Annotated in this window: 10 protein-coding genes; 9 read left to right on the top strand and 1 reads right to left on the bottom strand. The window is 61.1% G+C overall.

Annotated elements, in window-relative coordinates; all coding sequences use genetic code 11:
* Window positions 1-206: 206 nt before the first annotated feature.
* The 4 genes from CRD60_RS00600 (at window position 207) to CRD60_RS00585 (ending at window position 6,332) form a co-directional block, all read left to right on the top strand.
* Window positions 207-1,742 (top strand): MDR family MFS transporter, encoded by a 1,536-nt coding sequence (locus tag CRD60_RS00600; protein WP_236630749.1) that lies wholly within the window; start codon window positions 207-209, stop codon window positions 1,740-1,742.
* A 166-nt stretch (window positions 1,743-1,908) separates the two neighbouring features.
* Window positions 1,909-2,298, top strand: coding sequence for a cold-shock protein (locus CRD60_RS00595; protein ID WP_113859382.1), 390 nt, complete (start codon window positions 1,909-1,911; stop codon window positions 2,296-2,298).
* Window positions 2,298-3,536 (top strand): DUF3027 domain-containing protein, encoded by a 1,239-nt coding sequence (locus tag CRD60_RS00590; protein WP_113859381.1) that lies wholly within the window; start codon window positions 2,298-2,300, stop codon window positions 3,534-3,536. Before CRD60_RS00595 ends, CRD60_RS00590 begins: the two co-directional genes overlap by 1 nt.
* Window positions 3,537-3,701: 165 nt before the next feature.
* Window positions 3,702-6,332, top strand: a complete 2,631-nt coding sequence (locus CRD60_RS00585) for an ATP-dependent Clp protease ATP-binding subunit (RefSeq protein WP_113859380.1) — start codon at window positions 3,702-3,704, stop codon at window positions 6,330-6,332.
* Between the two features lie 321 nt (window positions 6,333-6,653).
* Here the strand turns inward: CRD60_RS00585 and CRD60_RS00580 are convergent, their stop codons facing one another.
* Window positions 6,654-8,141: a DUF349 domain-containing protein gene (locus CRD60_RS00580; RefSeq protein WP_113859635.1), complete on the bottom strand. Its 1,488-nt coding sequence runs from the start codon at window positions 8,139-8,141 to the stop codon at window positions 6,654-6,656.
* Between the two features lie 89 nt (window positions 8,142-8,230).
* On the opposite strand from CRD60_RS00580, the gene hisS reads away from it, so the two are divergent.
* From hisS to CRD60_RS00555, 5 genes are all read left to right on the top strand, one after another.
* Entirely contained in the window at window positions 8,231-9,610 is a 1,380-nt protein-coding gene (gene hisS / locus CRD60_RS00575; protein WP_113859379.1) for a histidine--tRNA ligase, read from the top strand.
* A gap of 59 nt (window positions 9,611-9,669) precedes the next feature.
* Window positions 9,670-11,466 carry an aspartate--tRNA ligase gene (gene aspS, locus CRD60_RS00570; RefSeq protein ID WP_113859378.1) on the top strand — a complete coding sequence of 599 codons (1,797 nt, stop codon included), beginning with the start codon at window positions 9,670-9,672 and terminating at the stop codon, window positions 11,464-11,466.
* Between the two features lie 319 nt (window positions 11,467-11,785).
* Window positions 11,786-12,604, top strand: a complete 819-nt coding sequence (locus CRD60_RS00565) for an amino acid ABC transporter ATP-binding protein (protein ID WP_113859377.1) — start codon at window positions 11,786-11,788, stop codon at window positions 12,602-12,604.
* Between the two features lie 68 nt (window positions 12,605-12,672).
* Window positions 12,673-13,524, top strand: a complete 852-nt coding sequence (locus tag CRD60_RS00560; protein WP_113859376.1) for a glutamate ABC transporter substrate-binding protein — start codon at window positions 12,673-12,675, stop codon at window positions 13,522-13,524.
* Between the two features lies 1 nt (window position 13,525).
* Window positions 13,526-14,203, top strand: a complete 678-nt coding sequence (locus CRD60_RS00555) for an amino acid ABC transporter permease (RefSeq protein WP_113859375.1) — start codon at window positions 13,526-13,528, stop codon at window positions 14,201-14,203.
* Window positions 14,204-14,207 lie beyond the last annotated feature (4 nt).

Here is a 14,207-nt window from a genome sequence, read left to right as displayed (position 1 = left end):
GAAACGGCCGCGGTAATGGACTTTGGGGCAGTGCAGGCCGGTTACACGGGCCAGCCCCCGCCTGGTCGTTACGTCTCCCTATCATGCTGTAAGGCTCTTGCTGCCCGATGGGCGGAAGGTTGCCGGAGCGACCGCCAGCGAATATGCTCTGCGTGTTGGCTTGACACAAGAGGATCAAGTTGCCGTATGAAAGGCTGAGGACCATAGTGAGCGAGCGGAAAGTTGCGCCAACCACCAAAGTAGGGCCGGTTACCGTTGCGGTATTCCTGGCCACTTTCATGACCGCTGTCGAGGGGACCATAGTCTCGACGGCCATGCCCACCATTGTCTCCGACCTCAAGGGTCTCAGTCTGATGAACTGGGTCTTCTCCATCTACATGCTCATGTGCGCCGTGGCCACCCCGGTCTACGGCAAGCTCTCGGACCGTTACGGGCGCAAGAGGCTCATGAACATCGGCCTTTTGGTCTTCGTGGTCGGCTCGCTCCTGTGCGGCATATCCCAATCCATGATCCAGCTGATCCTGTCCCGGGTGGTCCAGGGGCTTGGCGCTGGAGCCATCCAGCCCTTGACCTTCAGTATCCTGGCTGACATCTACCCGGTCGAGAAGCGGGCCCAGATGATCGGCCTGAACGGGTCCTCCTGGGGCATCGCCTCCGTCATAGCGCCCCTTCTGGGTGGGTTCATCGTAGAACAGCTCAGCTGGCACTGGGTCTTTGCCATCAACATCCCCATCGGGCTGCTGGTGGTCATCGTGATCCAGTGCTGCCTGCAGGAACAGACCCATCCCCGTAAGACCCCCATCGACTACCGGGGCATCGTGCTGCTGGTACTGGCCCTGGTCACCCTCATGCTGGGCCTGCAGAACCTCAACAGTCCCCATTGGGTCCCCTGGGGCCTTATGCCCTTGCTGGCATCCCTGGCCTTGATAGTGGCGCTCGTCATCGTCGAACGCCAGGAGGTGGACCCGATCCTGCCCCTCAAGCTCTTCACCAACCGCACCTTCATAGTGGAGAACACGGTGATTCTGCTGGTCTCCGGCTTCCTGATGGGCTTCGAAACCTACCTGCCCATCTGGATGCAGAGCGTCTTGGGCCTCAAACCCTCCATGGGTGGCTTCGCCCTGACCCCCAGCTCCCTGGTCTGGCTCCTGGGTGCCTACCTGGCCGGTCGCTTCCTCATCACCAACCCACCGCATCGGATCATGGCCCTGGCGCTGGTCTTCCTGATAGGAGCTTGCGGAAGCTATGTGCTCCTGCCCATTACCACCCCCTTCTGGGCTTTCCTGATCATCTCGTGTTTCTATGGCTTCGGTTTCGGTCTGGCAATCACCATCGGCACCGTGACCTCCCAGAGTGTGGTGTCCGCCGAGAATGTGGGCACGGCCACCTCCTTCAACACCCTGGCCCGCAGCTTGGGGCAGACCATGATGATCTCCGTCTTCGGGATCGTTATGAATCTGGTCACAGCCCGGCAGATCGGCAGCCATCCCGGCCTGACCATGGACATGATGAACAAGATGGTCAATCCAGATACGGCCGGCAGCCTGCCTGAGCGCTTTCTGGAACCTGCCCGTGGCATCGTCTACGATGGCCTCCATTGGATTTTCGTTCTGGGTCTGGTCCTGCTGATCGCGGCCTTCCTCATCAACCTGCTTGACTTCAAGAGCAAGCATCTGTTGGCCGATTCCACAGCGGTGCAGAGCGAACGCGCCTCACAGCAGTCGGCACAGGCCAAGGCCTAGGGCCGGGTCCGCCACAGGGTCATCGCCTTGCGTCTGCGTTCTGTTGCACTGCCAGCGAGAATCGACCGGTGGTCCCGCTATGCGCTAAGCTGGCAGTATGGAAAGAGTCGTCGCCTGCTTGGCGGCGGAAATGTGCATGTAATCGTGTAATGAAGCGAGGAAGACTATGCCAAGCGGGAGAGTGCGGTGGTTCGACGCCAAGAAGGGCTACGGATTCATCACCAGCGACGATGGTATGGATGTGTTCCTTCCTGCGGCGGTCCTACCCGAGGGCGTTGAGCATCTGCGTAAGGGAGCCAAGGTCGAATTCTCCGTCCTGGACGGCCGCAAGGGTCCCCAGGCCATCGACCTGACGGTAGAGGCGCCGGCCCCATCCCTGGTCAGGGCCACCCGCCCCAAGGCCGATGATATGGTGGCCATCGTCGAGGACCTGATCAAGCTTCTGGACTCCGCTGGCAACTCCCTGCGCCGCCACCGGTACCCGGCCGACGCTGAAAGCAAGAAGCTGGCCACCCTGCTTCGTGCAGTGGCCGACGATTTCGATGTGCAGGACTGATGACAGGTAGGACCAGTAAGACAGTGCGTGACGACAAGCAAGAGGACAAGCCCAACACAAGGCCCGAACCCGAGGTGGCAGAGTATGAGTCGCAGGCAGACAAGAAGGGGGCTCAGCCGCTAGTGGTTGGCCAAGGAGGCGACGACCCCTCACAGGAGGGGCAGGCCTACGCAGCGCTCGAGGAGGGGCCTGTGGACCCCCAGGACCTGGCTCGTACGGTGGCCAGGGCAGTGGCCGATCTGCCGGAGCAGGTCGGTGACTTTGCCCAGGCCGTGGTGCTTGAGGGCCAGGTGACCGACTTCCGTTTTGAATGCCTGATTCGTGGCTATGAGGGCTGGCAGTGGTCGGTCACGCTCTTCCATGACAGTCAGGCCGACCGCTGGACCGTTGACGAAACCTCGTTGATTCCCAGTGACAAGGCCCTGAGGCCCCCAGCCTGGGTCCCCTGGAAGGACCGTCTTCTGGCCTCCGACCTGTCGGTCACTGATTCCATCGGCACCGACCCTGACGACCCACGGCTGGAGGAGGGCTTCCGCCTGGTCAAGCCCAAGGGCAAGCAGGCTCCCACCAAGGATACTGAGGACACGGGGGAGACTGGGCAAGCCACAGGCAGTGCCGAGCGAGGCGCCAGCCCCGACGGGCACAAGGGCCCTAGGGATTCCTCGGACGCCGCTGAAGCCGTGGAGGCAGCCGATAACCAGGAGGACCTGCTCAATGCCGTCCGCGACTTTGAACTCTCCCGCCGTCATGTGCTCAGCCCCCTGGGCCGGCAGCAGACAGCCAAGCGTTGGTATGAGGGCCAGAGGGGGCCCAAGTCCCTCTCGACCAAGACCGCCGGCCACAAGCATTGCGACAGCTGCGGCTTCATGGTGCCCCTGGTGGGCGAACTGGGGCAGCTGTTCGGAGTATGCGCCAACAAGTGGAGTCCGGATGACGGCAGGGTCGTCTCCTTGGACCACGGCTGCGGCGAACATTCGGAGATCGAACCACCGGAGACCAGCCACCTCTGGATTCAATCCGATCCGGCATATGACGACATGCATATCGACATTGTGGAGGGCGCACCCCGAGATGAGCACAGTCAGCTCGAACTGATCGAGGAACTTGACGACACCGAGTCAGATATGGTCGATGAGGCGGGTGAAGCCACGGAGCATGGCATCCAGGTGGGGCAGGAGTCTGAATCCGCATCTGCAAGGCAGTCTGAATCCGAACGTCCGGCTCAGTCGATCGATTGATCGGCCGGAGCTGTGGCCGCCAGGGCAGCCAGTGGGAAGCCATCGGGCACTTTTGGCCCGGCACTTGGCCTTTGCGTTCTTAGCGCAATTCCTTTTGCAGGGGAAATAATCGTCACTGAGCATCGGTAGAGTGTTGCACAGACAACAAAGATTGGAAGGACAAGCATGTTCGAACGGTTTACCGACCGTGCCCGGCGCGTGATTGTATTGGCTCAGGAAGAGGCACGAAGCCTGCAGCACAATTACATCGGCACCGAACATCTGCTGCTGGGTCTGATTCGTGAAGGTGAGGGAGTGGCCGCCAAGGCGCTCGCCGCCAAGGGCGTTACCCTCGATGAGACCCGTAAGCAGGTTGAGGAGATGATCGGCAAGGGCAATGCGGCGCCCAATGGACACATCCCCTTCACCCCGCATGCCAAGCAGGTGTTGGAACTCAGCCTGCGCGAGGCCCTGCAACTGGGCCACAGCTACATTGGCACCGAGCACATCCTGCTGGGTCTGATCCGCGAGGGTGAGGGAGTGGGCACTCAGGTGCTCATCAAGATGGATGTGGACCTGGGTGAGCTGAGGTCCACCACCATTGATTTGATCCGCGGCAATTCCGGAACGGACGAGGGAGACGCCAAGGGTGATCTAGCCAATGCCGGCGGTGTCCAGGACAAGCGCAGCCAGACCGGCTCAGCCATCCTTGACCAGTTCGGCCGCAATCTGACCGCCGAAGCAGCTGATGGTAAGCTTGACCCGGTGATCGGCCGTAGCCAGGAGATCGAGCGGGTCATGGTCGTCCTCTCCCGTCGCACCAAGAACAATCCGGTGCTGATTGGTGAGCCCGGAGTCGGCAAGACCGCCGTGGTCGAGGGCCTGGCCCAGAAGATTCACGCAGGTGACGTGCCGGAGACACTCAAGGACAAGCAGGTCTACTCCCTGGATCTGGGCTCCATGGTGGCTGGTTCCCGCTACCGGGGTGATTTTGAGGAGCGACTGAAGAAGGTCCTCAAGGAAATCAAGACCCGCGGCGATATCGTGCTCTTCATTGATGAGATTCACACCATCGTGGGTGCCGGTTCAGCTGATGGCGCCCTGGGTGCCTCAGACATGCTCAAGCCCATGCTGGCCCGTGGCGAGCTCCAGACCATTGGTGCCACCACCACTGAGGAATACCGCAAGTACATTGAGAAGGACGCCGCCCTGGAACGGCGCTTCCAGCCCATCCAGGTCCACGAGCCCACCGTCGCCGAGACCATTGAGATTCTCAAGGGTCTTCGTCCCCGCTATGAGAACCACCATCATGTGACCATCACGGATGCCGCCCTCCAATCAGCCACCGAGCTGTCCTCCCGTTATATCCAGGACAGGAACCTTCCTGACAAGGCGATCGACCTGATTGATGAGGCTGGGGCCCGTCTGCGCATCAAGCGCCTGACCGCACCGCCTGAACTCAAGGAGATTGACACCAAGGTGGCCAAGGTCGCCGAAGAGAAGGACCAGGCCATCAAGGACCAGGACTTCGAGAAGGCCGCAGAACTTCGTGACCGCCAGGAGAAGCTGGAGAGTGAGCGCAAGGAGAAGGAGGAGTCCTGGCGTCAGGGGGAGTCCGATGTCAAGATGGTTGTTGACGAGGACGTGATCGCAGAGGTCATCTCCTCCTCCACCGGCATCCCCGTCTTCAAACTCACTCAGGCCGAGTCCAAGAAGCTGCTGGGCATGGAGGGCGAGCTGCACAAGCGGATCATCGGCCAGGACGAGGCGGTTTCCGCCCTGTCCCGTTCGATTCGCCGCACCCGCGTGGGTCTCAAGGACCCCAAGCGCCCTGCAGGTTCCTTCATCTTCGCCGGCCCCACCGGCGTCGGCAAGACCGAGCTGGCCAAGGCCCTGGCCCAGTTCCTCTTCGACGATGATGACGCCCTGATCCGCGTGGATATGTCCGAGTTCTCGGAGAAGTATGCGGCCTCCAGGCTCTTCGGTGCCCCTCCGGGCTACGTGGGCTACGAGGAGGGTGGTGAGCTCACCGAGAAGGTCCGTCGCAAGCCCTTCTCCGTGGTCCTCTTCGACGAGATAGAGAAAGCCCATCCCGACATCTTCAACACCCTGCTGCAGGTGTTGGACGATGGTCATCTCACCGATGGCCAGGGACGCAAGGTGGACTTCAAGAACACCATCATCATCCTGACTACCAACCTGGGTACAAGGGACATCGCCAAGGCCGCCAACACCGGCTTCAACCTGAGTTCCAACACCGACTCCTCCTATCAGAGGATGAAGGACCAGGTCACCTCCGAGCTCAAGCAGCAGTTCCGTCCTGAGTTCCTCAACCGCCTGGACGACATCATCGTCTTCAAGCAGCTGACCGAGTCCCAGGTCCGCCAGATTGTCGACTTGGATGTCACGCAGCTCAATGATCGTCTCTTCGAGCGGCATATGGAGCTGGATCTGACCGACAAGGCCAAGGACCTCCTGGCCCAGAAGGGCTTCGACCCGCTCCTGGGTGCAAGGCCCCTGCGTCGGGTCATTCAAAGGGACATCGAGGACGCCATCTCCGAGCAGATCCTCATGGGCAAGCTGGAGGACAACGAGAAGGTCATTGTCGATGCCGAAGGCGAAGGCATTTTGGGTGAGTTCACCTTCAAGGGGGAGAAGTTCCAGGAGTCAGTGACAGCTGAGCCTGAAGGCGAATTGGTAGGAGCATCGGTCTGCGCTGATGCTCCTACCGAAGCCGCAGCACCAGCTGCCTCTGCTGAACCCGCGGATGGGGCTGGCAGTCAACCGGACCAGGGCAGTGCTCCGCTGGGAGAGTGATCCCGCATCTCGGCCCTGAGCCGAATGACCAAGTGGCTCTGACAGACACCTGTCTGTCAGAGCCACTTGGTCATTCCGTCCAATTGCCTGTCTGCATGCCGCCCTGTCGGTTCCGGTCAATCTGAGTCGCTGTGAGGCTATGTCTTGGTCTGGGTTTTCGGTATCTAGTGGTATGCACTCATGGCTCGAGGAAAGGAGCACCTGAGGAGGAGTAACCGCTTGTTTGATTGTGTTGATTGTCCCAGCAAACATGCATAGAAGAAGGCCGTGTGCCCAACCCGGCAGGGGGCGGACACACGGCCTTTGGCGTTAGTGGGTGAATTACTTCACGGCGTTCATCCACTGTTCCTTTGTTGCCTTTTCGGCCTCCAGACTGGCCTTCTTCTTGGGGTCGGTCTCAGCGGCGATCTGCTGGTCGAGTTCCTCCAGTTGAGCCTGGAGTTGGAGCTCGAAGCTGGACTTACGGGCGTCCGCCTCAGGGTCGGTCTGCTTCCAGGCTGAATCCTCGACGGCCTTGATCTGCTGGTCGACGGAGTCCAGGGCGCTTTCGATGCGGTGGACATCATCCCGGGGCACATACCCGATCTGATCCCACTGGTCCTGGATGTCGGAAAGGGCCTGGCGGGCCTTCTTGGCGGCCTCCTCATCGGCAACCGGCAGGAGGGCCTGGGCCTGCGTGAGGAGCTCCTCCTTCTTGGCCAGGTTCTCCTTCTCCGCTGAGTTCATCTTGTCGCGGTCGGCCTGGCGGGCATCGAAGAAGACATCGGCGGAGGCTCGGAACCGGGTCCACAGCTCATCGTCTTCCTTGCGTCCGGCCCGACCCGCCTGGCGCCAGCGGTCCATGAGATCACGGAATTTACGGGAAGTCTCGCCCCAGTCGGTCGAGTCCTTAATCTCCTCGGCCTCCTTGATGATCGCTTCCTTGAGCTGCTTGACGTTGCTGCGTTCGCTATCGCGGTTCTGGGCCCACTTGCGGCGTTCCTGGTTGAAGCGCGTGCGAGCCGAGGAGAAGCGCTTCCAGAGTTGGTCGGCATCGGTCTTGTTCAGCCGCACCGTGGTTTTCTGGTGCTGCTGCCACTCCTCGAAGAGGGCACGGAACTTTTCAGCGGTGTCCTTCCAGTTGGTCCGCTCCATATCGAGCGAGTCGGCTATGGCCTCGGCCCGCTCGACGATGGCGGTACGCTCCTCAAGAGCCTTGGCTACGGCTGCCTTGCGCGCCTCGGCCAGCTCCTGCTTTTTGGTCTCACCCTGCTGCTTGAGGGACTCAAACTCCTCCCTCAGCGCTGCGATGTTGCCCACGACCTCAGGCTTGTCAGTCTCTTCGGCGAGCGAGGTGATTGACTCATCGATCTCCTTGGGCTTGATGTTCGCCGCCTTCAGACGGCTGGCGAAGAGGTCCAGCTTGGCCTTGAGGTCCAGGAAGCGGCGGACATAGAGGTCCAGCGCCTCCTCCTTGCTGGCTCCGGGGAACTGGCCGACCTCGCGTTCGGATTCGCCTTCCTTGACGAATACCTTGCCCTCATCGTCCACATGGCCGAAGGCCTCGGCGGCCTTGATGTCCTCCTGGGAGTAATTGACCACAGGAGCGGCGATGGTGTGTTGGGCGGGCTTCTTGGCCAGGGCGGCCGGGGAGGGGGCGTGGTCCGACTCGGCAGCGGCTTCACCAGGCTTATCGGCAGGCTCGGCCTTCGCTGTCGTCTCCTGAGCTTGCTGGGGGGCAGGAGCTACCTGGGATTCTTGCCCCGCCGTCGTTGCCGATGCGGGGGTTTGGGTGGTGTTCTCGGTTTCGGTGACGGTTTCGTCGGCCATGGCCAGCTCCTTAAGCTTCGTGAATAGCATCGTGGGGAAGTGACCGAAGGAGGTCATGTTTTCCACAACATCTCTTAGTATAGGGAATTATGGCTAAAGGTGCATCAATATCAGGATTTCCTGAATGGCTACCCTCGCAAAGGGTGGTCGAGCAGACCGTCATTGACAAGCTGCGCAAGGTTTTCGAGCTCAATGGTTTCATCGGCATTGAGACACGCGCTGTGGAGCAGGGGGTGAGTCTGCTCAAGAAAGGGGAGACCAGCAAGGAGATCTACCTGCTCTCCAGACTCCAGGAGGTGGGTCATGAGTCCGACACGCCAATTGAGGACCGTCTTGGTCTCCACTTCGACCTGACGGTGCCCCTGAGCCGTTACGTGGTGGAGCATTCGGGCGACCTGGTCTTCCCCTTCAAGCGTTGGCAGATGCAGAAGGTCTGGAGGGGGGAGCGCCCCCAGGAGGGACGCTTCCGCGAGTTCGTCCAGGCCGACATCGACGTGATCGGCAACGGTGACCTGCCTGACCACTATGAGGTCGAACTGCCCCTGGTCATGGTCGCGGGCCTTGAGGAGCTGCGGGACCTGGGCCTGCCCAAGGCAACGGTCCACGCCAACAATCGCAAACTATCCGAAGGCTTCTACCGGGGGTTGGGCCTTGAGGACATCGAAGGTGTGCTGCGGGAGATCGACAAGCTCGACAAGATCGGGGCCGACGAGGTGGCCAAGCTCCTGGTTAAGGACTGCGGGGCCAATGAGTCCCAGGCCCATGCCTGCCTGGAGTTGGCCCAGCTGACCGCCGCCGATGGTGGCGAGCTCCTGGAGCGCTTCGACGACTTGTGCGCCAAACATGGCGTCCGCCAGGAGAGCGACGCCTACCAGTTGGCCCGGCAGGGACTGGACACCCTGGCGATGATTGTTGACCAGGCCGCCCAGATACGCCCAGGCTCGGTCGTCGCCGATCTGAAGATCGCCCGTGGACTGGATTACTACACAGGGTCCGTCTATGAGACCTTCCTGGAGGGGGCGGAGGGCCTGGGCTCCATCTGCTCCGGTGGCAGGTACGACAACCTGGCCAGCCAGGGCAACAAGCGCTACCCGGGTGTGGGTCTGTCCATCGGCCTGTCCCGTCTGGTCTCCTACATACTGCACACCGCTGGTGCCCAGGCTTCCCGGGTCTCACCGGCCTCGGTGCTGGTGGCCGTCTGGGACGAGGCCGACAGGGCCACCTCCAATGCCATTGCCAATGCCTTGCGGGCAAGGGGCATCGCCGCCGACGTGGCCCCCACGGCGGCGAAGCTTGGCAAGCAGATCAAATATGCCGACAAGTTGGGCATACCATATGTCTGGTTCCCCCCACAGGTGGGCCAGGAGGGTGACCAGGTCAAGAACATCATCAGCGGGGACCAGACTCCGGCCGATGCCAAGTCTTGGGAACCCGATAGGCTGTATGCCCGTCAAACGGTTCGCGTATAGGGCTCGAAAACCGCGTAATCAAGCGCTTTTGCAAGAAGAGAACAAGGAATAGAGGAAGCATGGGCCAGACGGCTTATAGAACACATCATGCCACTGAGGTCAGTGAGGCGCTGGTTGGACAGAAGGTCACCCTGGCCGGTTGGGTGGACCGCCGCAGGGACCATGGCGGAGTCGCTTTCATTGATCTGCGTGACTCGACCGGTCTGGTCCAGGTTGTCATCTATGACGAGGAGGTCGCCCGCCCCCTGCGTAGCGAGTACGTGGTCCAGCTGACCGGTGAGGTTCGCGAGCGGCCCGAAGGCAACGAGAATGAGCACCTGACCACCGGCAAGGTGGAGGTGGTCGTTGAGGGCCTGAAGGTCCTGGCCAAGGCGGATGCCCTGCCCTTCCAAGTCTCCACGGCCCTGGAGAATGAGTCGGAGAACAAGCTGCCCGGTGAGGATGTGCGGCTCAAGTACCGCTACCTGGACTTGCGGCGCCCGGCCATGCAGTACAACCTCAAGCTTCGTTCCGATATGACCAAGGCCGCCCGCCATGCCTTGGAGGAGATGGACTTCACCGAGGTGGAGACCCCCACCTTCATCAAGTCGACTCCTGAGGGTGCCCGGGACTTCGTGGTGCCGGCCCGCTTGGTGCCCGGCTCCTGGTACGCCCTGCCCCAGTCCCCCCAGCTCCTCAAGCAGCTCCTTATGGTCGGTGGCGTGGAGCGTTACTACCAGCTGGCCCGCTGTTACCGCGACGAGGACTTCCGTGCCGACCGTCAGCCCGAGTTCACCCAGCTGGACATGGAGATGGCCTACGTGGACCAGGAGGATGTCATGGCCATGGCCGAGAAGGTCATCGCCGCCATCTGGAAGACTCAGGGCCATGAGGTCAGGCTGCCCCTGCCCCGTATCTCCTGGCAGGAGGCCATGGATAAGTATGGCTCCGACAAGCCCGACCTGCGCTTCGGCAACCCCATAGTGGAGCTGACCGACTACTTCAAGGACACCCCCTTCCGGGTCTTCCAGGCACCCTATGTGGGTGCCGTCCGCTTCGAGGGTGGTGCGGACACCCCACGCAGGCAGTTCGACGCCTGGCAGGAATGGGCCAGGCAGCGTGGCGCCAAGGGGCTGGCCTACGTGGTCTTTGGTCAGGATGGGGAGCTCAAGGGTCCTGTGGCCAAGAACCTGTCCGAGCAGGAGCGGGCCGGCCTCAAGGAGGCTGTGGGAGCCCAGAACGGCGATGCCGTCTTCTTCGCTGCCGGTGGCCGTGAATCCTCCCAGCTGCTCCTGGGTGCCGCCCGCGTGGAGATCGCCGACCGTGCCGGACTGCTCAAGCCCGATGAGTTCGCCTTCACCTGGGTGGTCGACTTCCCGCTCTTCAAGCGTACCGACGACCCCGATGACGATGACGTGGCGGTCGGCCATTCCAAGTGGACCTCCATGCACCACCCCTTCACCATGCCCTCTGCCGACTGGATCGACAGCTTCGACCAGGACCCGGAGCATGCCATGAGCGATTCCTACGACATTGTTTGCAATGGCGAGGAGATGGGCGGCGGTTCGGTCCGTATCCACCGTGACGACATTCAGGACCGGGTGCTCAACGTGCTCGGCATCGACAAGGATGAGGCCCAGGAGAAGTTTGGCTTCCTGCTGGAGGCCTTCAAGTATGGCGCACCACCCCACGCTGGCATCGCCTTCGGCTGGGACCGTGCCGTGTCGATTCTGGCCGGTGCCTCCTCCATCCGCGATGTCATCGCCTTCCCCAAGGCCGGCGGCGGCCGCGACCCCCTGACCGGAGCCCCGGCCCCCATCTCCGACGCCCAGCGCGCCGAGACCGGCGTCGACTACGACCCGGACGAGGACGAGTAACCAGTAAGGTTGACTTATTGGTCTTCAGGAGCCTTCGTCGTGCATATGCAAGTGCAGCAGACGGAGGTTCCTTGCAATATGCCGGGAAAAACCGATATCCGGTTATACTCGTAACAAAGCCGTAACCGACTGACATCCGATTGGTGTTTTCGTGGATCCGTAAAGCTCGGCAGTCTCTCGTCTTACTCTTGTCAGGGCATAGCGGCTATGCATGTAAGCATGAACCTTCACCATTAAAATGCTTTGAGTAACGGCGTCGAGCCTCGGAACTGATGAACAAGTCAAACCCTGGTAACAAGACACGGTTATACTGCCGTCTATGAGCGAAAACATATCCAATCCGACTGTCGCCAGCTCGCCGACCACGGCTCGTAGCGGCGCAGGTGCGAATATAGACACCAATCACACTCTGGTTGAACTGTCCCACGTCGAGAAGCATTTCGGCAGGCTCCATGTCCTCAAGGACATCAACCTCAAGGTCACCAAGGGCGAGGTGCTGGTGGTCGTAGGGCCCTCCGGCTCCGGCAAGTCCACCATGTGCCGGACCATCAACCGTCTGGAGTCGATTGATTCCGGCGTCATCCGCATCGACGGCGAGCCCCTGCCCGAGGAGGGCAAGGACCTGGCCAACCTGCGGGCCGAGGTGGGCATGGTCTTCCAGTCCTTCAACCTCTTCGCTAACAAGACCATTCTGGACAACGTGACCTTGGCCCCCATCAAGGTGCGGCATATGGATCGCAAGGATGCCGAGGACCTGGCCATGGACATGCTCACGCGGGTGGGTGTTGAATCACAGGCCTCCAAGATGCCCTCCCAGCTGTCCGGCGGCCAGCAGCAGCGTGTGGCCATTGCCCGTGCTCTGGCCATGAAGCCCAAGATCATGCTCTTTGATGAGCCCACGTCGGCTCTGGACCCCGAGATGGTCAACGAGGTTCTCGATGTCATGATTGAGCTGGCCCAGGAAGGCATGACCATGATCTGCGTGACCCACGAGATGGGATTCGCGCGCAAGGCGGCCGACAAGATCGTGTTCATGGCCGATGGGCGCATTCTTGAGGAGAACACCCCCGACGAGTTCTTCGAGCATCCCAAGACCCAGCGGGCCCATGACTTCCTCTCCAAGATCCTCACCCACTGAGGTCGGGCCCAGGGCGGGCTGACCATGGATGAGATAGGAAGCATGCGGTAGGGAAAGAAAGAAAATCTATGAAACACTATGAACAAGCACCAGGAAGGCGGATAGGCCGGATCTGGCGGAGCCTGCTGGCGGGTCTATGCGCCTGTGCCTGTGTATTCTCCCTGGCGGCCTGCGGGTCGGACAAGGAGGCGGGCAAGATTCGCATCGGCATCAAGTTCGACCAGCCGGGTCTGGGCTTCAAGAAGGCCGGCACCTATGTCGGCTTTGATGTTGACGTGGCGACCTACGTGGCCAAGAAGCTGGGCTACCAGGAGGATCAGATCGTCTGGAAGGAGGCCCCATCCAAGCAGCGTGAGGCCATGCTCCAGAATGGGGACGTGGACATGATCCTGGCCTCATACTCCATCACGGACGAGCGCAAGAAGGCCGTCTCCTTCGCCGGGCCATACCTGGTGGCCGGCCAGGACCTGATGGTCCGTAAGGACGACCATTCGATCACTGGCCCCAATGACCTCAACGGCAAGCGCCTGTGCTCGGTGACTGGGTCCACCTCGGCCGTCACCGTCAAGCAGAGGTTCGCCTCGGAGGTCCAGCTCATGGAGCAGCCCGGATACGCCGAGTGCGCCACAGCCCTCTTCTCCGGCATTGTGGATGCGGTGACCACGGATGACGTCCTGCTGGCCGGACTCGCCTCCGCATCCCGGGGCAGGCTTCGCCTGATCGGCAAGCCCTTCACCCAGGAATACTACGGTGTGGGCATCAAGAAGGGAGATAAGGAACTGGCCAAGAAGATCAACGCGGCCCTGACCGACATGATCACCAACGGTTCCTGGCAGCGTGCCTTGGAGGACAACACCAAGGGCAGTCATTTCTCTCCTGATCCACGCTACAATCCGCCTACACCCAAGGAAGGGGAGTGACATGTCAGAGTTCATCAAGCTCTTCAGCGAGTACAACATTCCCGGGGCCTTCCTGGTCAACATAGAACTGACCCTCTGGGCCGCCCTCTTCTCTCTGATTCTGGGTGTCATTCTGGTCATCATGCGCATCTCGCCTGTGTCCTCCCTCAGGACCGTGGCGGCGGGCTATGTGGAGTTCTTCCAGAACATGCCGCTGACCATCATCATGGTCTTCATGGTTTTGGGTGTCTTCGCCCAGCTCAAGCTGAGCTTCTCGGACGAATTCGCCGTCAACTTCTTCTGGCTGGCGGTGGTGGGCCTGTCCCTCTACACAGCGGCCTTCGTCTGTGAATCCCTGCGTTCGGGCATCAATACGGTGCCTCTGGGCCAGGCCGAGGCGGCCAGGGCTTTGGGGCTGAGCTTCATTCAGTCGGCTGGCGGGATCATCCTGCCCCAGGCCTTCCGTGGTTCGGTGGCACCTCTGGGCAACACCTTCATCGCCCTTTTGAAGAACTCCACCGTGGCGGCGGCTGCCTCTGTCACCACGGAGAGCTCCACACTCATGAGCGAGATGATCGAGTTCCATGCCAACTCCATTGTGGCCATCTTCCTCATCTTCGCCATGGGCTATGTGATCCTGGTCCTGCCCATCGGCGCCCTGACCACCTATCTGTCCAACAAGCTCGCGGTAAGGAGGTGACCTC

It is taken from the genome of Bifidobacterium aemilianum, from assembly GCF_003315635.1.
In the GTDB taxonomy this organism is placed as follows: domain Bacteria; phylum Actinomycetota; class Actinomycetes; order Actinomycetales; family Bifidobacteriaceae; genus Bifidobacterium; species Bifidobacterium aemilianum.
Note: the sequence above shows the minus strand (reverse complement) of the source record. Positions and strands in the feature narration are given on the sequence as shown.